Genomic DNA, 21,493 nt, shown 5'->3' on the forward strand with positions numbered 1-21,493 from the left:
GGTTAAAAATTACGGTGTTCAATTACCCAGTTTTCTATATAGGTTACAATATCTTTCATGGTTGTTCCTGGCGGGAATAATTCTCCGACGCCAATTTCCTGTAGTTTTTTCATATCTCCTTCGGGGATAATGCCACCGCCGGTTACCAGAACATCTGTAAGCCCCTTTTGCTTCATCATGTCTATTACTTTAGGAAAAACGGTCATGTGAGCTCCAGATAAAATGGAGATACCGATAGCATCTACATCTTCTTGTAGGGCCGTATTTACTACCATCTCTGGAGTTTGCCTTAAGCCGGTATAAATTACTTCCATGCCAGCGTCGCGAAGCGAAGTTGCAATTACTTTTGCACCCCTATCATGACCATCTAGGCCAACTTTCGCTACAAGAACTCTGATGGGTCTATTTAAAGTTTTGTTCATATCTGGTATACTTGACAAATGTAAATGTAGTAAAATAGTTGTTTGGTTAATTGGGTGTTTAGTTTTTTAGTATCCTTTAAGTTTAACTTAAAGATCTTTATTCCTTGTTCTTTAATCTTTTTCCCATCTTCCAATGCACTTTAAATTACCCTAAATTTGGTTAACTTTGAAATTCGAACATCGCCCATTCTATACAACCTTTAAATCAGCTTTGTTTACGTTTTATCGATGTTTTTATTTTTGAATTTTAACTTTTGAATTAATATATGAGCGAGGAAAAATCATTAAACTTTATAGAAGAAATTATAGAGAATGATTTAAAAAGTGGAAAGTACGAAACGTTGGTTACACGTTTTCCGCCAGAACCAAACGGCTATTTGCATATTGGCCATGCCAAAGCAATTTGCCTAAACTTTGGCTTAACGCAGAAATACGGCGGTTATACCAACTTAAGATTTGATGATACCAATCCGGTTACAGAAAAAACGGAATATGTAAACAGCCAGCAAGAAGATATCCAATGGTTAGGTTTTCAATGGAAAAATGAACTGTACGCTTCTGATTATTTCGATACTTTACATGGTTATGCCGTGCAGTTAATTGAAAAAGGCCTTGCTTATGTAGACCATAGTACCGCAGAAGAAATTGCGGCGCAAAAAGGTACGCCAACTGAACCTGGTACGCCAAGCCAATACAGAAACAGAAGTATTGAAGAAAATTTGGAGCTTTTTGCTAAAATGAAAGCCGGAGAATTTGAAGATGGCGCTTGTATTTTAAGAGCGAAGATTGACATGGCAAGCCCAAATATGTTAATGCGTGACCCAATTATTTATCGCATTAAACATGCACACCACCACCGCACAGGAGATGCTTGGTGCATTTACCCGATGTATGATTTTGCCCACGGGCAAAGTGATAGCATCGAAAACATCACACATTCTATCTGTACCTTAGAGTATGTTTCACACAGAGAATTGTACGATTGGTTCATCGCCCAGTTGGGCATTTTCCCTTCTAAGCAATACGAATTTGCTCGTTTAAACCTTACCTACACGGTAATGAGTAAACGCAAATTGTTACAATTGGTAAACGAAAGCTTAGTTTCGGGCTGGGACGACCCTCGTATGCCAACAATTAGTGGTTTGCGCAGAAGAGGTTACACCCCAGAAAGTATCAGAGAGTTTTGTGAACGCATTGGTATCGCTAAAAGAGAAAATTTAATTGAGCTGAGTTTATTGGAGTTCTGTATCCGTGAGGATTTAAACAAGAAAGCTACCAGAGCAATGGCGGTGCTAGATCCAATTAAATTGGTCATCACCAATTACGATGGCGATGGCGAAATCTTAATTGGAGAGAATAACCCGGAAGCAGAAGATAAAGGCGGTACCAGAGAAATTCCTTTCAGTAAAGAACTTTGGATAGAACGTGAAGACTTTATGGAAGAACCAGCAAAAAAATGGTTCCGTTTGGCTCCTGGCGCAATGGTTCGCCTAAAGTTCGCTTACATTGTGAAGTGCGATAATTTTGTGAAAGATGCTGATGGAAATGTAACCGAAATTCACTGTACTTATTTCCCTGAGTCGAAAAGCGGTAGCGATACCAGCGGACTTACGGTAAAAGGAACCATCCATTGGGTAAGCACTAAACATGCTAAAACTGCTGAAGTGAGATTGTATGATCGCTTGTTCAGTGTGGTTTCTCCAGATGCAGAAGAAGGCGATTTTAAAGACTATTTAAACCCAAATAGTAAAGAAGTGTTAAGCAACGTTTACATCGAACCTGCTTTAGCCGAGGCAACTTTGGGAACAGGCTACCAGTTTATCCGTAAAGGTTATTTCTGTTTAGATAAAGATTCTACAGCAGATCATTTGGTGTTTAACCGAGTGGTTTCGTTAAAAGACGGCTGGAAAGGATAAGGGGATTTACGAATGACGAGTTACGATTTTAGATTTAGGCATCTAGCCCAATCGTAATTCGTAAATCTAAAATCGTAATTATTTATAAAGGCTTTTCTTATCCATAAAATCGATTACAGCATCCGGTACTAAAAACTGGATGCTTTTTTCTTGCTTAATCGCATTGCGGATAAAAGTAGAAGAAATTTCCATTTGAGGAGTTTCTGTAATCACTACCGATGGATGGTTTATCCATTCGCTCAAATCAATCCCTGGCCGGGGGTAAACAAAAAATTGATGGTTTTGGAGCAACAGCTCGTAGTTCTTCCATTTTTTAAAGGAAGCTAAATTATCTGCACCCATAATCAAGGCAAATTCCTTCTCAGGATATTTTTCTTTTAAATGCGTTAAGGTATCAATGGTATAAGAAGGCTGTGGCAACTTAAATTCAATATCGCTCACTTTTAAATGTGGTGCATTTTCAGTAGCCAAGCGAGCCATTTCCAAACGGTCGTACATATCTGCCAAACCACTTTTTTGCTTTAATGGATTGTGCGGCGATACCACAAACCAAACTTCTTTCAAGCTGGTGTAAGTAGCCATGTAATTGGCAATTACCAAATGCCCAATGTGAATGGGGTTAAAAGAACCGAAGAAAAGGCCAGTTAGCAGTTTTCGGTTTTCAGTTTTCAGCGTCTGTTGCATAAAATTACTTTGCTCCGTATTTATCTGGATTAGTCATCACATGATTTAGTAGCTTACCAACTTCATCGCTTAGATTAACTAACTTTAAATAATTTTCTTCACTTAAATATCTACAATCCAGAGCAAATTTGAGCCATCCTTTCGTTTCGCTGTTTTCCATATCACTATCAGATAACTTACTGACAAAGTGTGCGGGATATCTACGTTTTCTATAAGCCTCTACAATGCAAATATTAGTTGAACGCGATGAACGTCTAATTTGGTCCGTTAATGAGTACATTTCTTCTCTCGGAAATGTTTTAGTGATTTCGAAAACAAGCATCGCTAGTTCAAAAGATTTTTTGTAAACCAATAAGTCATTAAAATCACTCATTTGTTTCCATTTCGGTAGATACAAAACTGTCTTTAGGCGCTTTCAGGTAACTGAAAATCGTTTACTGAAACCTGCTCTAACTGTTCAAAAAATCTCCTACCAACTCCTCCGCCTCTGCACAAGCAGTTTCTAATTCGAAATTTTTAAGGATTACATCAAATTTATCAGCGTAAGCTAACTCTTTTTCTGCTTTTGCATAACGTTCTTGTAGTTTCTCCTCGCTATCAGTACCTCTGCCGGCCAAACGTTCTTTTAGCACTTCTAAAGATGGTGGTTGTACAAAAATAGCCAAAGCATCGTCTTCAAATTTTCGTTTTAAACGCAAGCCACCCTCTACGTCAATGTCAAAAATAACATGTTGCCCATTATCCCAAATACGTTGTATTTCTGAGCGTAAGGTTCCATAAAATGTACCGCTATACACCTCCTCAAACTCCACAAATTGGTGTTTAGATACCTTATGTAAAAACTCTTCAGTAGAAATAAAATAGTAATCTTTACCGTTAACCTCAGTTCCCCTTAAATCTCTTGTGGTGGCCGAGATAGAAAAACTTAAGTTATCAAATTTGCTTAACAGATGCTTTACAATGGTAGTTTTGCCAGCACCAGATGGAGCCGAAAATATAATGAGTTTGCCTTGTTTCATATTTTTAAGACTAAAGACCAAAGCGAAAAGTCCAAAGCTTTAGTCTTTGAGCTTTAAGCTTTAAGCTTTTATAACACGTTTAGTAGTTGTTCTTTAATTTTTTCTAACTCTTCTTTCATGCCAACCACCAACTGCTGTATCTGTGCATCGTTGGCTTTAGCGCCCATGGTATTAATTTCTCTACCAATTTCTTGAGAAATAAAACCAAGTTTTTTACCATTGGCATCTTTATCTTTCAAAGTAGCAATAAAATAATCGCAATGACTTTTTAAACGGGTTTGCTCTTCCGTAATATCCAGCTTATCAATGTAATAAATCAACTCTTGTTCAAAGCGGTTCTGATCGTAATTTACCTTGCCAACCGTATCTTCTAAAAATTGTGTTAACCGTGCTTTAATTGCTGGTATTCTTAGCGGCGCCAAGGTTTCTACCTCTACAAAGAAACCCAGAATATTTTTAATGCGAAGCTCCAAATCAGCTTTTAACACCTTTCCTTCATCTTCTCTAAACTGACCAAAATTCTTTAGTGCCTTTTGAAAAGTCGCTTCCAAAATTTCCCATTCACTTTCGCTAGCTTCCTCTTCGGTGTAGGTAATTACCTCTGGTAAATTAAGTACCGAGGGTAACAAATTTGAAATATCAGCGCCCAAGCTTTTGTTAACTTCAACCAGTTGCGTATAGTATTTCTTTAGCAAGGTTTCGTTTATCGAAGCTCCTTTTTGCGACTCTTCGCTTCGTTCAACCGTAATTGCGATACTCACTTTTCCACGCTCAACAACCTTGTTACAAAGGTTGCGCAGGTAAAGTTCTTTATCAGAAAAAGCTCTAGGAATTTTTAAACCCAGCTCTAAAAACTTCGAGTTTAACGATTTTATCTCTACAGAAAATTTCACACTTCCGTGATCTGTAGAAGCCAAGCCAAAGCCGGTCATTGATTTTATCATGTGCAAAGATAGTAAAAAGGATTTTAGGTAGAAGCTGTAAGGTATAAGGTTTTATGCTTGAGTACATTTTAATTAGAAAAGCAGATTTCAGCACATTTGGCTAAACTCGCCCTGCCGTCCATTATAGCCCTCATGCTTCGGGGCTGCCATTCCCGTCAGGTTTAAAGAACAAAAACCTGTGCAGCAATTTCACTGCTCATTCCACGTTAATCTCATTGCACAAACTTTGTCAATCTTACCAACATCTTGCTTATTAAAGATTGACAAAGCTATCCAGTATTTTCCATAATCGCATCCTCCATCAAATCATAAACTTTCTTTTTTAGCGCAGGCACATCTTCCATACTTAAACCAACTACCGAAACTTCGGGCAATAAAATAGTTGTTATCATTCCTGGCCTGGCTTTCAACGGATCTTTTCGTGGCAACAATTTTCTGTTGTTAAGCATCACAAAAGGGATAATTGGCGTTTGGGTTTCTATCGCAATGCGGAAAGCACCATCATAAAAATCTGCCAAAGGCTTTTCGGTTTGGTTCATGGTACCTTCGGCAAAAATCAGTACCGATTGTCCGTTGGCAATATCTTTTTTCAGCACTGCTACAGATTGCTCTCTACTTTCTTTACTGCTCCTATCTATCAATACCACAATACGCTTGTAAATTAAACCAAACACTGGCACTTTGGTAATTTCTATCTTGCCTAAAGCGCTAAAATATTGCGGAATACTGATACAAACCGCCACAGCATCTAAATATGAACCGTGGTTGCCCACATAAATGTGCGACTTTGACCTATCGACTTTAGATTTGTTCTGGGTGGTAATCCAGAAGAAACTTAACCTACTGAACAGCCACGCCCAAGTTCTTAAAACAACTAAAATAGCTCTCTTAGCAATATTAGTTGGTAAAATTGCCGAAAACAATAACACAAAAGGCAAAGCAACAAACATCAAAGCAATAAAGATGATGGCGGCATACAGAAGAAATGCAACAGCTAGAATTTTTCGCATGAATTAACCTTTTTTAACTTACCAACTGGCAAACATTTGCTAAGTTTACAAAATAAAAAGTTACGCTGCAATGTACACTAAAGCAAGGTCTATATTTTCTTTAGTTGTTGTGCTATTCGCTGTCAACAGCGCTCAAGCTCAGCAAAACTTTACGCTAAACGGCGTCCTATTTGAGAATGCTACCAAAAACAGAATTGCTTTAGCCGAAATTAAAAACAAGCAAACAGGTTTTTCTACTGGCAGTAATGATATTGGCTTTTTCTCCATCAAAGCCTCTATTGGCGACACTTTGTTGGTAATGAAAAGAAATTTCAACGATTTAGAGGTAGTGGTTAGCAACAACAAAGACTTGGTTTTATACTTGAATAAAGGAACCACACTAAATGAAGTTACCGTAACTGGCCAAACAAAGAAACAAGCTTTAGAAGAAATGAGAAAAGACTACCGTAACAAAGGCTCATTTTACGGCGGCAAACCACCTGTACTTTCCTTTCTTTTTTCGCCATTAACTGCTTTTTACGAACTCTTCGGCAAAACACCAAAGCAAGCCAGAAGATTTAACCGCATGTACCAAACAGAGATGCAAGACAGCCAAGTAGACCAGCTTTTTAACAAAACCACCATTAACCAGCAAACAGGTTTAACCGGCAAAGAACTTGAGAAATTTTTAGTAGACTACAGACCTACTTACGAACAGGCAAAAAATTGGAATGTTTACGACAGCATCAAATGGATCAACGAATCGTACAAAAAGTATAGCGATACCGTTGGTAAAGTTAAAAATTAAAAGTAGGTGGTTGGTTTTTTAGGCAACTAGCCAATCATCACATCAGCTAATTAATAAATTATCACATTAAATACTCAACGCTTCGCAAGCCTTTTCGGCAGCTAGTTTCTCTGCATTTTTCTTGTTGTAATCTCTACCAATTCCGAAGTTCTCGTTACCGATCATTACATGTACGGTAAATAGCTTAGCGCTTTCGCCTTCGCCATTTTCTACCACATCAAAAGTAACCTCTTTACCTTGTCGTTGGCACCATTCTATCAGTCGGCTTTTGAAATTAGTTTCTGTAATTTCCAGATGGTGTACATCAACATAAGGCTTAATGATGCGTTTGAGGATTAAGTTTTTGGTGAAATTGTAGCCTTTATCTAGGTAAACAGCACCAATTAATGCTTCAAAAGCATCGCCGTACATAGAATGATGTTTAGACTGGAAGTTTACTGTTTTTTGATCAAAGACAATCAATTCATCAAAACCCATTTTACGGGCTAACTGATTAAGGTTTGCTCTGTTTACAATTTTAGAACGCATTTCTGTTAAAAAGCCTTCTTCTTTGTAGGGGTAACTCTTAAAAAGCAGTTCGGCCACTACCGAGCCTAAAATTGCATCGCCTAAAAACTCTAACCTCTCGTTACTGCTTCTACTACCATTTTTTAAAAGTTTGGCCGCAGAGCGATGCCTAAAAGCCATTTGGTATAGCGTAATGTTGCCTGGCACAAAGCCAAGCACATTCTTTAGTTTTTTTACAAACTGCTTATTAGGCGAAAGATATAGTTTATAAATGCTGAACAAAGACATCAACTAGCTTCACAAAATTAAATACAGAAAAGCATTTGTATAAATATACGATACAAATGCTTTAAACCCACGGTTTTTGGATTAATCTTCGTATTTCTTAAAAATAACAGAAGCATTGTGCCCACCAAAACCAAAAGTATTACTAATAGCTGCCCTAACTGTACGTTTTTGAGCTTTGTTAAAAGTAAAATTCAATTTTGGATCAAAATCCGGGTCGTCATTAAAGTGGTTAATGGTAGGCGGAACTAAATCATTATTAATTGCGAGAATAGTCGCTAATGCTTCAACTGCACCTGCCGCACCTAATAAGTGCCCAGTCATAGATTTTGTAGAGCTGATGTTTAATTTGTAAGCATCTTCCCCAAATAAATCTACAATTGCTTTTGCTTCTTGTACGTCTCCAAGCGGAGTAGAAGTGCCGTGTACATTGATGTAATCGATATCACTTGTACTTAAACCAGCGTCTTTTAAAGCGTTGGTCATTACCATTTTAGCACCCAAACCTTCTGGATGTGGTGCCGTAATGTGATGTGCATCTGCACTCATGCCACCGCCAACAATTTCAGCATAGATTTTAGCGCCACGAGCTTTTGCGTGTTCTAATTCTTCTAAAATTATGGTACCAGCACCTTCTCCCGCTACAAAACCATCGCGGTCTTTATCAAACGGACGAGAAGCCGTTGCAGGATCATCATTACGTGTAGACAAAGCATGCATTGCGTTAAAACCACCCATACCGGCTTCGTTTATAATCGCTTCGGAGCCACCGCTGATAATGATATCGGCCATGCCCAAACGAATATAATTAAAGGCATCAATCATCGCATTGGTTGATGATGCACAGGCAGAAACCGTGGCAAAGTTTGGCCCACGCAATCCATACTTGATAGAGATATGCCCTGGGGCAATATCAACAATCATTTTAGGAATAAAGAAAGGGTTGTACCTTGGCGTACCATCGCCTGTGGCAAAGTTAGAAACTTCGTCCATAAAAGTTTTTAGTCCACCAATTCCTGCTCCCCATATCACGCCAATGCGGTTAGTGTCTAGTTTAGAGAAATCATATCCTCCATCTTTAACAGCCTCTTCGGTTGATACCAGTGCATATTGTACAAACGGATCCAGTTTGCGAGCTTCTTTTCTATCCAAATGATCTTCTGGATTGAAATTTTTCACTTCGCAAGCGAATTTCGTTTTGAATTTTTCGGTATTGAAACTTTTGATAGGCGCAGCGCCGCTCACACCATTTGTCAATGCTTCCCAAAATTCGGGAACGCTATTTCCAATTGGAGTGAGCGCACCCAACCCAGTTACTACTACTCTTTTTAATCCCATTTATAAGTATTGTACAGAAAAAGTATTTCTACTTAACGTTTTTTTCTAAATAAGCAATTGCTTGACCTACAGTACCGATAGTTTCAGCTTGGTCATCTGGAATAGCTACATTGAATTCTTTCTCGAACTCCATGATTAACTCTACAGTGTCTAATGAATCAGCACCTAAGTCGTTTGTGAAAGACGCTTCTGGCGTAACTTCACTTTCATCAACACCTAGTTTTTCTACGATAATAGCCTTAACTCTTGAAGCAATATCAGACATAATTTTATAATTTAATGGTTAAATAATTCAGTGCAAAGAAAAATAAATTCTAACACATTTCAAATGTTTTTATTTCTCTATCAATTTTAATGCGTTTAAAACCTAAAGTAAAATTAGTTTTATAATTTCGTAATCCTAATAAAAAAATACATTTTGAACAAAACTTACTTAAAACTATCACTCGATCTGGATTTCGTACTCATCGCCATCACAGCCTCTTTAAAAGATTATGTTTTGTGCCATAAGATAAACACCAACCTTAATTTTGAGTTTTGTAAAATTGACGATCATGAGGTTTATTTCAATACAGACGAGGCGCCTTTATCGTTTTCTAAGTATTATTTTTTTGTGGAAGAAGGAGAGCAAGAATATTTTTTAGTAAGCAATAGAAATAGCGAAGGTTTTTTAATTCCGGAGATGAATAAGGTAGATTTTTTCATGGTAATTCATCAATTTATAGATAAGGAAGATCTTAATTTTATCATCAGCAATTTAAACAAAATACCTGATATTCAGGTTGCTGCGCAAATAGATGTGCGTAAACTGAAGTCTAAAGAAAATTTGGTAATGTAAATTTTATATTGTTAGTGTAGTAAATACACTATATTTGAATATCAAATCAAACAGAAATAGTATAATCATCGCTTAAACAGATTTGTAATTCTCAAATTTGCGTAGGCTGTAATAACAAAATAATTTTAATGAAACCTTTTCATTCAAGAACCAAAATCGTAGCCACTTTAGGCCCCGCATCGGCAAAGCCAGATGTTTTGTATAGTATGTTTAACGCAGGTTTAGATGTTTGCAGGTTAAACTTCTCACATGGCTCACAAGCGGACCACCAAGCGGTAATTGATACCATTAGGGATATCAATAAAAAACATAAATATAATGTTGGCATTTTAGCTGATTTACAAGGTCCTAAAATTAGGATCGGCATGGTAAAAGATGGCGGAATAAACCTAGTTAACGGCAGCAAAACCACCATCACTACACAAGAATGTATTGGTAACGAAGAGCGTATTTACATTACTTACGAGAACTTTCCAAAAGATGTAAAAGCAGGAGAAATTATCCTTTTAGATGATGGAAAACTGCAAATGCGTGTATTGGAAACCAACTACAAAGATGAGGTAGTTTGTGAAGTGGTGCATGGCGGAATTTTAACTTCTAGAAAAGGGGTTAATTTACCTAACACCAAAGTTTCTATCCCTTCGTTAACGGTTGAAGACAGAAAAAACCTAGAATTTGTATTAGAAAGTGATGTAGAGTGGATTGGTCTTTCTTTTGTGCGTAACGCAGCAGATATTGTTGAGTTAAAAGATATCATTAAAGAAAAAGGAAAAACGGCTAGAGTTGTTGCCAAAATTGAAAAACCAGAGGCCATTGCCAATATTGATGAAATTATTGCGGTAACAGATGCGGTAATGGTTGCCCGTGGAGATTTAGGTGTAGAGATGCCTATGGAAGAAGTGCCTTTGTTGCAAAAAATGATTGTAAACAAATGTAGAGCTGCTTCTAAGCCAGTGATTATTGCTACGCAAATGCTGGAAAGTATGATTACTACACCTCGCCCAACTCGTGCCGAGGTTAATGACGTGGCCAACTCTGTACTTGATGGCGCTGATGCGGTAATGTTAAGTGGCGAAACTTCTGTAGGAGAGTTTCCTTTAATTGTGATCGAAACGATGCAGAAAATCATCAATAACATTGAGGAAAACAACTACCCGTTCCACTCAGAAAAATATTTGAAACCAAAATCTGATAGTTTCTTAGGCGATGCCGTTTGCGACTCGGCTTGTTTCTTGGCTAAACAAACAGATGCTGTAGGTATTGTAACCATGACTTCGAGCGGATATACGGCCTTTGAAGTGGCCAGCCATCGTCCGTTTGCACCAATTTTTACTTTTACCAGTAACGAAAGTTTATTGAACACTTTAAGTTTAGTTTGGGGTGTTAGGGGTTTCTTTTACGATAAATTTGAAAGTACCGATAGGACAATAGAAGAAGTAAACGATGTTTTGAAGAAGAAAAAGCTGGTTAAAAAAGGCGATGTAGTTATTAACACCGCAGCTGTTCCTTTAGAAAAAAGAAGTAGAACCAATACAGTTAAGGTTACCGTAATAGAGTAGCAATTACTTTAAAAAACATGAGCCCCGAAATTAATTCGGGGCTTTTTTGTATACCCATTTTTTTAAAAAGTTGACTTTGCTGAGCTACAATACGTACTCCTCGTTAATTGGTGTAACTGGCGGCGGTGTATCTTCTTCGCCCATCATTTGCAGTAGGTTAATTTCTATAGTTCTAGTAATTTGATTTAAAGGAATACCAGCTACATTGTTTTCGAAGGGGTCAACTAAATTCATCCCGTTGATTTGTGTTGACACGAAAACGAAGCCGATGATCCATCCCATAAAAATAGACCAAACGCCCATTTCCTGGCTAATTACCAAGGTAAAAGAAACTACAAAAAGCCAAATAAAAACCTTGGTTAAATAGCTGTAAGTTGTTGGAAAAACAGTGTTTTTGATACGTTCGCTCATCCCCATTTGATCGCTAAACCTTACCAACATTTCGTTAATTTGGATAAACTTAAAACCGTCAATTGCGCCGTTTTTAGAAAGTTTTTCTAAATCTTCAGACTGTTTCAATAAAATAGCATTGTGCAAATTGTTGTGTTTTTCGATTTCTATACGCTCTGCATCGTCTAGGTATTTCACATAAATTAAATCGACCGCCCCTCTTAAACTAGCCTTTAAAGCATACAAAAAAGCGATATGGCGGTGTACCATACGCCTTACTATTTCGTTGTTTTCATTGTTTTGCGGCACATAACTTATTAAACTGCGGGCAAACGAACGCGAATCATTAACCAAACCACCCCAAACTTTCCGGGCTTCCCACCACCTATCGTAAGCTTGATTATTGTTAAAACCGATAAAAAAGGCAATAGCTGTTCCTAAAACCGTGGGTATAATGGTTGGAACTGAAAAATGATGGGCAATAAGGTATTCGCGAATAAAATAAGCGCCCATACAAGACGCTATCATAATTAAATCTACTTGCCAAGTATTTCTTACAATTCTACTTAGGCGAATGTTATTTACAAGAAGCATAGGTATTTCTCTATTTGTTGGTTTGTAAACAACAAATTAGAAAAATAGTTAGATATTTTGGCAAAAAATTAAACTACCCTCAGCAACAGCCCTTTTAAATATTCTCCCTCTGGAAAAGAAAGACGAACTGGATGATCTTCTGGCTGACAGAATTGATAGATTACCTGCACTTCTTTACCTGCATCTAATGCCGCCCAAGCAATAATCTGTTTAAAAGTATCGATATCTACAGCTCCAGAACAAGAAAATGTAGCCAACAGTCCGCCACTTTCTAACAACAACAAACCACGGCGATTTAAATCCTTATAGGCTCTGGCAGCTCTGTCTAAAGCCGAACGGGAAGGCGCATATTTTGGAGGGTCTAACACCACCACATCAAACTTTTTACCTTCATCATTAAACTGACGAAGCTGTTTATTCACATCGCTTTGGATGGCTACGTGTTTGCTGGCATCAAATTTATTAAGGTCGATGTTTTGCCTTAAAGTTGCTATAGCCAATGCAGAACTATCTACAGAAGTAACTTCTACTGCACCTTGTGCAAAAGCATTTAAACTGAAACCACCACTATAGCTAAAGCAATCTAAAACAGATTTACCTTTGGTATAAGAAGCCAAAATTTTACGATTATCACGTTGGTCGCAATAGAAACCAGATTTTTGCCCTTCGGCGATGTTGATATGGTACTTAATTCCATTTTCTTTTACCTCGATGAATTCTTCGGGAGTTTCGCCCCAAAGTAAGCCGTTTTCTGCAGTAATGCCCTCATGAGTACGAGCAGTGGCATCACTTCTATCGAAAATCCCTTTGGGTTGTAAAAGCTTTACTAGAACTGCGATAATGATGTCTTTTGCTTTCTCAATGCCAGAGCTTAAAATCTGTACAGAAAGGAAATCGGCATAACGATCTACAATTAAGCCTGGTAAAAAATCGGCTTCGCTGAAAATTAAGCGACTAGCGGTAGTTTCTTTGTCGGCTAATAAATGGGTTCTTCCAGCAATAGCGGTTTTAATTTTTTGTTCGTACCACGCTTCATCAATGGAAACACTTTCATCCCATTCTAAAAGCCTCACCGCTACACGAGATTGGTCGTTGTAATAACCATAAGCTAAAAAGTCATTGTTTGCATCCAGTAATTTTACCACATCGCCATTTTCGGGTTTGCCTTTCACTTTATCTAATGCACCAGAAAACACCCACGGATGACGTTGATTTACTGCTTTATCTTTTCTTTTTTTCAGCTTAATTTCTACCATTTTGCAAAGTTAGTCTTTTCAGTTCACAGTTTTCAGTTTGCAATTGGCAGTTTTAGAACCACAAAGACACAAAGAGCACTAAGAAATATTTATAAAATGGGGTAAAGCCTAATCATCTATACTCTCAAGCCGTCGGTTAAAACCGACGGCAATGAAATATACAAACGCACTATTTATTGTTTTGATAAAAAAACTGACAAACCCATCCTACAGCAAAGATAATTCAGCATTTTTTGTCGTCAGCTTTTTGCAAAAGAACAGCCTCTGAAGTTACCATGTTAATTCTAGGCTTGCTATACTATCATTGCCCTTGGCTTTAGCCAAGGTATATAGGCAATACCAAAAGGCTTTAGCCAAATTGAAAAACACATGAGGAGCTATCCTCAAAAAAATCTTTGTGTGCTTCGTGTCTTTGTGGTTTAATCCTATTTTTACCAAATGGAAGAAATCACATGGAACGATTTTGAAAAAGTAGAACTACGAGTGGGCACCATTATCGAAGCTTTTGAATATCCCGAAGCCAGAAAGCCAGCCTATAAAGTGAAGGTAGATTTTGGCGAACTGGGCATTAAAATGAGCAGTGCACAAATTACTAAACATTATGCGTTGGATGATTTAATAGGTAGGCAAATCATTGGTGTAGTGAACTTCCCTAAAAAACAAATTGGCAAGTTTATGAGCGAGTTTTTAGTAGCCGGCTTTGCCGATGAAAACGGAGATATTGTGCTAAGCACAGTAGAAAGAAAAGTGCCTAATGGGAGCAAGTTAATTTAGAGCAAGGATGAAGGAACAAGGATAAAAGACCGATATATGAACGCCACATCTTTGTTCTTTGCTCCTTGTTCTCTATTCCAATATAAAATATGAGTTTCTATAATTTCGAAGAAAACGCCAACCCGCAGCAAGAAGACGAACACTACATGCGTTTGGCTTTAAACGAGGCAAAAAAAGCCTACGATGCGGATGAAATCCCGATAGGAGCTATTGTGGTTTGTAAAGGAAAAGTAATTGGCCGTGGCCATAACCTTACCGAGCAACTTAACGACGTAACCGCCCATGCCGAAATGCAAGCATTTACTGCAGCTGCACAAACTTTGGGCGGCAAATACCTTAAAGATTGCACGTTGTACGTTACTATAGAACCTTGTGTAATGTGCGCCGGCGCAAGCTATTGGACACAAATTGGCAAAATAGTTTACGGAGCTAAAGAAGAAAAACGCGGTTTTACCAAAGTGGGGCAAAACCTTTTACATCCTAAAACGTTGTTAGTTGGAGGTGTGCTAGCGGAAGAGTGCGGCAGCCTCATGTCGGCGTTTTTTATCAATAAACGCAAATAAAGTTGACAAACAATTGAACAAAACTTAACGTATCTCTATTATATTTGTAGAGATAACATTTTAAATAACCCTTAATCATATACATTATGGCATTTGAATTACCTGCGTTAGCATACGCAACAGACGCATTAGAACCACATATCGACAAAGCAACCATGGAAATTCGCCATGGCAAACACCACCAAGCTTATGTGACCAACTTAAACAAAGCTTTGGAAGGTAAACCAGAGGCTAACCATAGCATTGAAGATATCGTTAAAAACATCTCAAAATATCCAGCTGCGGTACGTAACAATGGTGGTGGCCACTATAACCACTCTTTGTTTTGGACAGTTTTAGGCCCAAATAAAGGCGGCGAGCCAACTGGCGATTTAGCTAAAGCAATTAACGAAGCTTTCGGTTCTTTCGCAGACTTTAAAACTAAAATCCAAGATGCTGGAGCTACTCGTTTCGGTTCTGGTTGGGCTTGGCTTTCTGTAGGTGCAGATGGCAAGTTATTTGTTTCTTCTACGCCAAACCAAGATAACCCTTTAATGGATATTGCCGAGCAAAAAGGTACACCAATCTTCGGAATTGATGTTTGGGAACACGCTTACTACTTAAAATACCAAAACAAACGCCCTGATTATTTAGCGGCAATTTGGAACGTAGTAAACTGGGATGCAGTTGCTGAGCGTTACAAAAAAGCTTTATAAGAAGTATGAATAGCCTTTAAAAAGGCAAATATATAGAAGCGGGGCATCGATAAGATTGCCCCGCTTTTTATTTATAATGAATTTTTGTTTAGAAAGATCTAGATCGTGTATCAATCGGTTTTTAACTTGGAATAAATGGCGATACTTAAAGGTTTACCATCTTTTATTTCGCAATCTCTCATGATGCCTTCTAGTTTGAAATTCAGTTTTTCAACCGCTTTTTTACAGTTAATATTTTCGCTATCTACAAAGCCTTCAATTCTATTTAAGCCAAGCTTTTCAAAACCATAATTGCAGATTAAAGGAAATGCTTCTTGCATTAAGCCTTTGCCCCAAAACTCAGGGAGTAACCAAAATCCTATTTCAGCTTTTTTGTGTTGTTTGCTAAGATTGTTAAAACCACCAGCGCCATAAAAGGTTTGGCCATCAAGAGAACAAACAGCCCACCAAATTCCCGTTTCGTTTTCTTCTAGTTGTTGATACCAAATCATCTGCTCTTCGGTAGCTTCTAACGAAGTAAAGCTTACACCGTAGTATTTGATTACATCAGGACGCGATAAACCGTTGTAGATATTTTGAATATCGTTTTGCGCAATTGGTCGCAGTAAGAGCCTATCTGTTTTTATAGATTTCGAATAATCCATTTCACTTAATTCCTTTTTAGGGGATTTAGGGGTTAATCTTCATCTGTGCCTGGAGCAGCTCCGGCACCAGTATAAGCACCTTTTCTAATTACTGGCATTTTTAAGTGCTTGTAAAGGTCATCTAACTGCATTAAACTACCGTTGGTTAAATTTCCTAGAAAAATTACGATGATATCTTTATCCAAATCACGAACATAAATATGGCGGAAACCATGCCACCAGCCAGTGTGGTAAGCTACCTTTGCCTTACCTTTCTCTTCGAACAAACGCCAGCCATAGCCATAGTTAAAATGCCCTTTAATTGGTTTGTTACGTCCCACGTATGCAGAATCTAAAGTTGAGTTTTTAAGTAACCGCTCATTACGCAGGTATTTATCAAACAGCACCAAATCGTGGATGGTACTGTAAATTCCCTTATCGCCAACCGGGCCATCTAAAAAGTTTTGCACTACAGAATATTTAAAGCTATTACGGTCATGTCCTACCACATCAACCGGAATTTTTTCATACTCAGCTTTAGAATAAACGTGGGTATTTTTCATCCCGGCAGGTTTAAACACATGCTCCATCATGTATTGCGAATAACGCTGCCCAGTAACCTTTTCTATAATAGCGCCCAACACCATGTAATTAGAGTTGTTGTAATGAAAAACTTTATCGGGCTTAGTGTACGGATTAGGCTTTTTATCAGCAATCACCTGCATCACTTCCTGGTTGGTCACACCTTTTTTCATATTGCGTTTTTCTTTACGCCAAATATCATCGATGAAATAAACATAATTCATCATACCGCTGCGGTGCGGTAACAACAACCTAACTGTAATGCTATCGTAAGGGAAATTGGGAAAGAATTTTTTAACGTTGTCGTCTAAGCTCAGTTTACCAGCTTCTACCAATTGCATAATGGCAGTACCAGTAAAAGTCTTGGTAATAGAAGCCAGTTCAAATTCAGAGTTTATTTTTAAGCTATCGCGATGCAGGTAATCTGCCCAACCTTTCGCACCTTGGTAGAGAATTTTCCCTTTTTTGGCTACCAATACGTTGCCATTAAAATGATACTTTCTGTGCAAATTGTTTACAAAATCAGCAATCCATTTGTCTTCTTTTTTCGGATCGTATACTAACAGCAAACTATCGGCTTTATCGTCTTCCGGTTTTCTAACTTTCTTGTCTTCGGCAACTTTTTTTCTTTTTCTTCCTTGCTGGTGCAAGCGTTTAACGAAAATATGGATAAACTTATAGCGGTTAGTAGTATTTTGAATTTCATTGATGTGTGCAACGTGGTTATAAAAGCTGGAAAATTACGTAATCTCGAAAAGATAACGGCAAAAGAGTTTTAAACATTGCTTTTTAGCTTGATAATTTAAGCCACAGATGCACAGATTTTATTCGTAGTTTTTTGAAAAGCGAGGTTACTGCGTTTCTTTAAGTTTTATCTCACCATTTGCTACAATCTTTTTGCCTTCCGTTCCGCATCATTTCGAACGCAGAGAGAAATCTCAAAAGTTAAATGCTTCTATTTAGCAGATTTAAATTCGTTTATTTTCAATTCTCCTCGTTCCTCTCCGAATGTGCTCGGAGCAGGCTGTCGAAATGACGCAACAAAAAGTATTTCCTCTAGTGTCGGGTTTAAAATGGAGAAGTTAGTGCTTCCTATAAAGAACAAGCCGCCTAAACCTGCTGTAATGCTAATTTAACCGCTTCTTTGTTTGGTTTAGAAACAGGTATCTTCTCTCCAGAAGTTAAAAGCAAAATGCCACCATCTTCTTTAAGCCAGCTCTTAACAAACCTTGGATTTACCAAATGACTTTGATGTGTACGTATAAATCCACTGGGTTTTAATAAATCGGCATATTCTTTAAGCGACTTAGAAACCAATAGTTTTTCGTTATTAGCCAAGAAGAAAAAAGTATAGGTGTTATCAGCTTCGCAACGAATGATCTCTGATAAAGCAATGTACCTGATTTCGCTTTGCATGGGCAGTGCAATTTTACTTATAGTTGCATTGGGTATTTTCAACTGCTGCAACAAAAAATCGAGTTGTGAAGATTGCGTTCTTTCAACTAATTTCTTTACCACTTTGTTTACTGCGGTCTGCAATTCATCAATATCAACAGGTTTTAACAGATAGTCTAAAGCCGCAAATTTTACCGCTTGTATGCCATAATGGTCGTAAGCGGTAACAAAAATCACTTCAAAATTACGATTAGGGAGCGAGCTCAACACATCGAAACCCGTTTGCTCGCCCATCTGGATGTCTAGAAAAACCAAATCTGGCAGGTGTTTTTCTATGGCATTTACCGCATTAGCTACCGTTTGTGCTGTTACTACAATATTAACCTGCGGACAATGCTTTTCTAGCAAAGTCCGCAGGTTTTCTAAGTTAGAAATTTCGTCGTCTATTAAAATTGCCCTCATCTAATTTACAGCCAATCGGTTAATGTTAAACTTATTTGAGTTCCTTCATTGCTCGACTGCTTGTCTAAAATAAAACGATTTTCTTTATAAATACTATTTAGCAATGTTATTCTGTTGCTGCTGAGTTGTAAGCCCAAGCCATTGTACTTTTTCTTGGTGTCAAAACCATTCCCATTGTCGCTAACCGCTATCATCAAATCATTTTCTTGCCTGCCAAATGTGATGATAATTTTTCCATCGGCTGTGTTTTGCGAAATGCCATGTTTTACCGCATTTTCTACAAAAGGCTGTAGCAACATACTCGGTATTTCTATATTTTCCAGATCTAAGTTTTCGCTGGCTTTAATTTCGTAACCGAAGCCAAACCGCAGTTGCTCCATTTGCAGGTAATCATCTAATAATGTTTGTTCTTGGGCTAAGCTAATTAGCTCTTTATCATGGAGTACGTTGCGGGTTAGCCGAGCAAATTTAGAGAGGTATTTATTTGCTTTGTCTATCTCATTTTTGTTCATCAAGTTTTGAATGCCTGAGAGTGCATTAAATAGAAAATGGGGGTTTAATTGCGAGCGAACAGAGTTAAGTTGGAGTTTGGCGATTTCTTTTTGAAGTTTAGCATTTTTAGATTCATCTGTCTTTTTATAAAGCGTTATTGCCATAAAAATGATTAAAACCACTAAAATAATAGGAAGTAATACCGAGAAAGCTAAAAAGAAGGAAGACAGGTTGGTGTTTAAATGTAGAATTTTAGTTAATGCACCGATTACAGAAAACACCAGGCTAATCGCTGCGCCGTAGGCTAAGTAGAGAGGAAGTTTTTTCATTTGATTTAAATTTTCATCAAAACTGTGGCAATTTAAGTAAAACTAAAACCATAAAACAGGAAGGGGTGTAGTTGAGTTAGTAACGATAATATTTTGGACAGAATTTGAAATTCAAGCCTTCGCGTTCTTTGCATGACTTTAAAAACCTTTGCGGTAAAAAATAATCGCAAAGAACGCAAAGACCACCAATTGCGCATTAGCTTTGACAAACCTCTAGCAAGCGGGATAGCGGTTTGTCAAAGCTGCCTAGTATTACAGGTTTTGGTTAATTAAACCCGATGGAAGTGGTAATCCTTTTTTGGTGTCATCCTGAGCCTGTCGAAGGATTGTATGTTAGCGAGTAGGTGCTTCGATAAACTCAGCATGACATACAGCGGCGATGACGAACGCAAAAAAGGTTGTAACGAACAGCGGGACTACTGTTTCCGAAGCACCACTTCCAATGTTTTTCTACTATTTATGTAACGTTTCTAAATAAATTTCCTTTAAGAGGCAAAAAGGTTAAATTTGGGCAAAAATAATTTTTCAATTACCATGAGTTTTAGAATAGAACACGATACCATGGGCGAGGTGCAAGTACCTGCCGACAAATATTGGGGAGCACAAACTGAACGCTCTAGAAACAATTTTAAAATTGGACCAGAGGCGTCGATGCCTAAAGAAATAATCCATGCTTTTGGCTACCTAAAAAAGGCGGCTGCATTGGCGAATAATGAATTAGGTGTGCTTTCTAAAGATAAAACCGATTTAATAGCAAAGGCTTGCGACGAGGTAATTGCTGGTCAATTAGACGATCAGTTTCCGTTGGTGATTTGGCAAACTGGTTCTGGTACGCAAAGCAACATGAACGGTAACGAGGTAATTGCTAACCGTGGCCACGTAATTGGTGGTGGTAATTTGTTAGACGAGCAAAAATCGTTGCACCCGAATGATGATGTAAATAAATCGCAGTCATCAAACGACACCTACCCAACGGCGATGCACATTGCAGCTTACAAACAAGCGGTTGAGGTAAGCATACCAGGTTTACAAAAATTACGCAACACTTTAGCTAGCAAAGCTGATGGCTGGGGCGATATTGTAAAAACTGGTCGTACGCACTTTATGGATGCTACGCCTTTGACTTTGAAGCAAGAATTTTCTGGTTACGTACAGCAAATTGACAATGGTTTAAGAGCCATCAACAATGCGTTGGAGATGATCAAAGAATTGGCGCTTGGCGGTACTGCGGTAGGTACTGGTTTAAATACACCTGCAGGTTACGATGTTTTGGTAGCTCAAAAAATCGCTGATTTAACAGGTTTACCATTCGTAACTGCTCCAAACAAATTCGAAGCTTTAGCAGCTCACGATGCTATGGTAGAACTTTCTGGCGCTTACAAAAGAGTTGCTGTTTCGTTAATGAAAATCGCGAACGATATCCGTATGTTAAGTTCTGGCCCTCGTTGCGGCATTGGAGAGATTATCATCCCTGATAATGAGCCAGGTTCATCTATTATGCCTGGTAAAGTAAATCCTACACAGCCAGAAGCTATGACCATGGTTTGTGCGCAAGTAATGGGTAATGATGTGGCAGTGAGTATTGGTGCGAGTAACGGGCATTTCGAGTTGAACGTTTTTAAACCAGTAATTGCGGCGAACGTATTGCAAAGCGGTCGTTTAATTGGCGATGCTTGTGTGTCTTTCAACGATAAGTGTGCCGAAGGCATTGAGCCAAACCGTCCGGTAATACAACAACACATGGAAAACTCATTGATGTTGGTTACAGCTTTAAACCCGCACATTGGTTACGAAAATGCTGCTAAAATCGCTAAAAAAGCACATAAAGAAAATAAAACATTAAGAGAAGCTGCTATTGAAACTGGTTTGTTAACCGACGAGCAATTTACCGCTTGGGTTAAACCAGAAGATATGGTGGGTAGTTTGAAATAAGAAGCCCAAGCCCCTCCTAACCTCCCCAAAGGGAAGGAATAGCAAGCGAAAATATCCAACTCAAATATGTTTCGGAACTTAAATAAAAGCACTGCCC

Annotated in this window: 23 protein-coding genes; 8 read left to right on the top strand and 15 right to left on the bottom strand. The window is 38.1% G+C overall.

What is annotated here, in order from left to right; genetic code table 11:
• Window positions 1-2: 2 nt before the first annotated feature.
• A complete protein-coding gene (locus tag OVA16_RS04710) occupies window positions 3-422 on the bottom strand; it encodes a cobalamin B12-binding domain-containing protein (RefSeq protein ID WP_267763825.1) in 420 nt (139 codons plus the stop codon).
• A gap of 266 nt (window positions 423-688) precedes the next feature.
• Between OVA16_RS04710 and OVA16_RS04715 the strand changes: the two genes are divergently transcribed.
• A complete protein-coding gene (locus tag OVA16_RS04715; protein ID WP_267763826.1) occupies window positions 689-2,338 on the top strand; it encodes a glutamine--tRNA ligase/YqeY domain fusion protein in 1,650 nt (549 codons plus the stop codon).
• Between the two features lie 78 nt (window positions 2,339-2,416).
• Here the strand turns inward: OVA16_RS04715 and nadD are convergent, their stop codons facing one another.
• From nadD to OVA16_RS04740, 5 genes are all read right to left on the bottom strand, one after another.
• Complete coding sequence (nadD, locus tag OVA16_RS04720) at window positions 2,417-3,022, bottom strand: nicotinate (nicotinamide) nucleotide adenylyltransferase (protein WP_267763828.1); 606 nt, start codon at window positions 3,020-3,022, stop codon at window positions 2,417-2,419.
• 4 nt (window positions 3,023-3,026) lie between these two features.
• The gene (locus OVA16_RS04725; RefSeq protein WP_267763830.1) at window positions 3,027-3,395 is read right to left on the bottom strand and encodes a four helix bundle protein; all 369 of its coding nucleotides are present in this window, start codon (window positions 3,393-3,395) and stop codon (window positions 3,027-3,029) included.
• Window positions 3,396-3,471: 76 nt separating this feature from the next.
• On the bottom strand, window positions 3,472-4,041 hold the full coding sequence (gene gmk, locus OVA16_RS04730; protein ID WP_267763831.1) for a guanylate kinase: 570 nt from the start codon (window positions 4,039-4,041) through the stop codon (window positions 3,472-3,474).
• 68 nt (window positions 4,042-4,109) lie between these two features.
• Window positions 4,110-4,973, bottom strand: coding sequence for a YicC/YloC family endoribonuclease (locus OVA16_RS04735; RefSeq protein ID WP_267765347.1), 864 nt, complete (start codon window positions 4,971-4,973; stop codon window positions 4,110-4,112).
• 281 nt (window positions 4,974-5,254) lie between these two features.
• Entirely contained in the window at window positions 5,255-5,995 is a 741-nt protein-coding gene (locus OVA16_RS04740) for a lysophospholipid acyltransferase family protein (RefSeq protein ID WP_267763832.1), read from the bottom strand.
• A 70-nt stretch (window positions 5,996-6,065) separates the two neighbouring features.
• Here OVA16_RS04740 and OVA16_RS04745 point away from each other — a divergent pair, with 70 nt between their 5' ends.
• Entirely contained in the window at window positions 6,066-6,782 is a 717-nt protein-coding gene (locus OVA16_RS04745; protein WP_267763833.1) for a hypothetical protein, read from the top strand.
• A 66-nt stretch (window positions 6,783-6,848) separates the two neighbouring features.
• Here the strand turns inward: OVA16_RS04745 and rnc are convergent, their stop codons facing one another.
• The 3 genes from rnc to OVA16_RS04760 form a co-directional block, all read right to left on the bottom strand.
• A complete protein-coding gene (rnc, locus tag OVA16_RS04750; protein ID WP_267763836.1) occupies window positions 6,849-7,577 on the bottom strand; it encodes a ribonuclease III in 729 nt (242 codons plus the stop codon).
• Window positions 7,578-7,658: 81 nt separating this feature from the next.
• Window positions 7,659-8,912 carry a beta-ketoacyl-ACP synthase II gene (gene fabF, locus OVA16_RS04755; RefSeq protein ID WP_138727990.1) on the bottom strand — a complete coding sequence of 418 codons (1,254 nt, stop codon included), beginning with the start codon at window positions 8,910-8,912 and terminating at the stop codon, window positions 7,659-7,661.
• Between the two features lie 28 nt (window positions 8,913-8,940).
• Complete coding sequence (locus OVA16_RS04760; RefSeq protein WP_008508386.1) at window positions 8,941-9,177, bottom strand: acyl carrier protein; 237 nt, start codon at window positions 9,175-9,177, stop codon at window positions 8,941-8,943.
• Window positions 9,178-9,330: 153 nt separating this feature from the next.
• Here OVA16_RS04760 and OVA16_RS04765 point away from each other — a divergent pair, with 153 nt between their 5' ends.
• On the top strand, window positions 9,331-9,750 hold the full coding sequence (locus tag OVA16_RS04765; RefSeq protein ID WP_267763856.1) for an IPExxxVDY family protein: 420 nt from the start codon (window positions 9,331-9,333) through the stop codon (window positions 9,748-9,750).
• A gap of 128 nt (window positions 9,751-9,878) precedes the next feature.
• On the top strand, window positions 9,879-11,309 hold the full coding sequence (pyk, locus tag OVA16_RS04770) for a pyruvate kinase (protein WP_267763857.1): 1,431 nt from the start codon (window positions 9,879-9,881) through the stop codon (window positions 11,307-11,309).
• A gap of 84 nt (window positions 11,310-11,393) precedes the next feature.
• Here pyk and OVA16_RS04775 read toward each other — a convergent pair whose 3' ends face one another.
• Complete coding sequence (locus OVA16_RS04775; protein ID WP_267763859.1) at window positions 11,394-12,293, bottom strand: bestrophin family protein; 900 nt, start codon at window positions 12,291-12,293, stop codon at window positions 11,394-11,396.
• Between the two features lie 68 nt (window positions 12,294-12,361).
• Complete coding sequence (locus OVA16_RS04780; protein ID WP_267763860.1) at window positions 12,362-13,549, bottom strand: class I SAM-dependent rRNA methyltransferase; 1,188 nt, start codon at window positions 13,547-13,549, stop codon at window positions 12,362-12,364.
• Window positions 13,550-13,987: 438 nt separating this feature from the next.
• Between OVA16_RS04780 and OVA16_RS04785 the strand changes: the two genes are divergently transcribed.
• From OVA16_RS04785 to OVA16_RS04795, 3 genes are all read left to right on the top strand, one after another.
• Window positions 13,988-14,323 carry a tRNA-binding protein gene (locus tag OVA16_RS04785; protein WP_267763861.1) on the top strand — a complete coding sequence of 112 codons (336 nt, stop codon included), beginning with the start codon at window positions 13,988-13,990 and terminating at the stop codon, window positions 14,321-14,323.
• Between the two features lie 89 nt (window positions 14,324-14,412).
• The gene (locus OVA16_RS04790; RefSeq protein ID WP_267763862.1) at window positions 14,413-14,886 is read left to right on the top strand and encodes a nucleoside deaminase; all 474 of its coding nucleotides are present in this window, start codon (window positions 14,413-14,415) and stop codon (window positions 14,884-14,886) included.
• 86 nt (window positions 14,887-14,972) lie between these two features.
• The gene (locus OVA16_RS04795; RefSeq protein ID WP_267763863.1) at window positions 14,973-15,581 is read left to right on the top strand and encodes a superoxide dismutase; all 609 of its coding nucleotides are present in this window, start codon (window positions 14,973-14,975) and stop codon (window positions 15,579-15,581) included.
• Window positions 15,582-15,691: 110 nt separating this feature from the next.
• On the opposite strand, the gene OVA16_RS04800 is transcribed toward OVA16_RS04795, so the two are convergent.
• The 4 genes from OVA16_RS04800 to OVA16_RS04815 all read right to left on the bottom strand — a co-directional run bounded on the left by OVA16_RS04800 (window position 15,692) and on the right by OVA16_RS04815 (window position 19,464).
• Window positions 15,692-16,225, bottom strand: coding sequence for a GNAT family N-acetyltransferase (locus tag OVA16_RS04800; RefSeq protein WP_267763864.1), 534 nt, complete (start codon window positions 16,223-16,225; stop codon window positions 15,692-15,694).
• Window positions 16,226-16,257: 32 nt separating this feature from the next.
• Window positions 16,258-17,436 (bottom strand): serine hydrolase domain-containing protein, encoded by a 1,179-nt coding sequence (locus OVA16_RS04805; protein ID WP_324288529.1) that lies wholly within the window; start codon window positions 17,434-17,436, stop codon window positions 16,258-16,260.
• A 460-nt stretch (window positions 17,437-17,896) separates the two neighbouring features.
• Window positions 17,897-18,643: a LytR/AlgR family response regulator transcription factor gene (locus OVA16_RS04810; protein ID WP_267763866.1), complete on the bottom strand. Its 747-nt coding sequence runs from the start codon at window positions 18,641-18,643 to the stop codon at window positions 17,897-17,899.
• A gap of 5 nt (window positions 18,644-18,648) precedes the next feature.
• Window positions 18,649-19,464: a sensor histidine kinase gene (locus OVA16_RS04815; RefSeq protein ID WP_267763868.1), complete on the bottom strand. Its 816-nt coding sequence runs from the start codon at window positions 19,462-19,464 to the stop codon at window positions 18,649-18,651.
• A gap of 534 nt (window positions 19,465-19,998) precedes the next feature.
• On the opposite strand from OVA16_RS04815, the gene fumC reads away from it, so the two are divergent.
• Window positions 19,999-21,396: a class II fumarate hydratase gene (gene fumC / locus OVA16_RS04820; protein ID WP_267763870.1), complete on the top strand. Its 1,398-nt coding sequence runs from the start codon at window positions 19,999-20,001 to the stop codon at window positions 21,394-21,396.
• Window positions 21,397-21,493 lie beyond the last annotated feature (97 nt).

Origin of the sequence: Pedobacter sp. SL55, from assembly GCF_026625705.1 — a bacterium.
In the GTDB taxonomy this organism is placed as follows: domain Bacteria; phylum Bacteroidota; class Bacteroidia; order Sphingobacteriales; family Sphingobacteriaceae; genus Pedobacter.

Excerpts from the sequence above, each read along its gene's own strand:
- OVA16_RS04710 (WP_267763825.1), bottom strand. The coding sequence starts at position 422 with ATGAACAAAACTTTAAATAGACCCATCAGAGTTCTTGTAGCGAAAGTT.
- OVA16_RS04795 (WP_267763863.1), top strand. The coding sequence starts at position 14,973 with ATGGCATTTGAATTACCTGCGTTAGCATACGCAACAGACGCATTAGAA.
- OVA16_RS04740 (WP_267763832.1), bottom strand. The coding sequence starts at position 5,995 with ATGCGAAAAATTCTAGCTGTTGCATTTCTTCTGTATGCCGCCATCATC.
- OVA16_RS04725 (WP_267763830.1), bottom strand. The coding sequence starts at position 3,395 with ATGAGTGATTTTAATGACTTATTGGTTTACAAAAAATCTTTTGAACTA.
- fabF (WP_138727990.1), bottom strand. The coding sequence starts at position 8,912 with ATGGGATTAAAAAGAGTAGTAGTAACTGGGTTGGGTGCGCTCACTCCA.
- OVA16_RS04775 (WP_267763859.1), bottom strand. The coding sequence starts at position 12,293 with ATGCTTCTTGTAAATAACATTCGCCTAAGTAGAATTGTAAGAAATACT.
- OVA16_RS04785 (WP_267763861.1), top strand. The coding sequence starts at position 13,988 with ATGGAAGAAATCACATGGAACGATTTTGAAAAAGTAGAACTACGAGTG.
- fumC (WP_267763870.1), top strand. The coding sequence starts at position 19,999 with ATGAGTTTTAGAATAGAACACGATACCATGGGCGAGGTGCAAGTACCT.
- OVA16_RS04735 (WP_267765347.1), bottom strand. The coding sequence starts at position 4,973 with ATGACCGGCTTTGGCTTGGCTTCTACAGATCACGGAAGTGTGAAATTT.
- OVA16_RS04810 (WP_267763866.1), bottom strand. The coding sequence starts at position 18,643 with ATGAGGGCAATTTTAATAGACGACGAAATTTCTAACTTAGAAAACCTG.
- gmk (WP_267763831.1), bottom strand. The coding sequence starts at position 4,041 with ATGAAACAAGGCAAACTCATTATATTTTCGGCTCCATCTGGTGCTGGC.
- OVA16_RS04780 (WP_267763860.1), bottom strand. The coding sequence starts at position 13,549 with ATGGTAGAAATTAAGCTGAAAAAAAGAAAAGATAAAGCAGTAAATCAA.
- rnc (WP_267763836.1), bottom strand. The coding sequence starts at position 7,577 with ATGTCTTTGTTCAGCATTTATAAACTATATCTTTCGCCTAATAAGCAG.
- OVA16_RS04760 (WP_008508386.1), bottom strand. The coding sequence starts at position 9,177 with ATGTCTGATATTGCTTCAAGAGTTAAGGCTATTATCGTAGAAAAACTA.
- OVA16_RS04790 (WP_267763862.1), top strand. The coding sequence starts at position 14,413 with ATGAGTTTCTATAATTTCGAAGAAAACGCCAACCCGCAGCAAGAAGAC.
- OVA16_RS04800 (WP_267763864.1), bottom strand. The coding sequence starts at position 16,225 with ATGGATTATTCGAAATCTATAAAAACAGATAGGCTCTTACTGCGACCA.
- nadD (WP_267763828.1), bottom strand. The coding sequence starts at position 3,022 with ATGCAACAGACGCTGAAAACTGAAAACCGAAAACTGCTAACTGGCCTT.
- OVA16_RS04715 (WP_267763826.1), top strand. The coding sequence starts at position 689 with ATGAGCGAGGAAAAATCATTAAACTTTATAGAAGAAATTATAGAGAAT.
- OVA16_RS04815 (WP_267763868.1), bottom strand. The coding sequence starts at position 19,464 with ATGAAAAAACTTCCTCTCTACTTAGCCTACGGCGCAGCGATTAGCCTG.
- OVA16_RS04745 (WP_267763833.1), top strand. The coding sequence starts at position 6,066 with ATGTACACTAAAGCAAGGTCTATATTTTCTTTAGTTGTTGTGCTATTC.
- pyk (WP_267763857.1), top strand. The coding sequence starts at position 9,879 with ATGAAACCTTTTCATTCAAGAACCAAAATCGTAGCCACTTTAGGCCCC.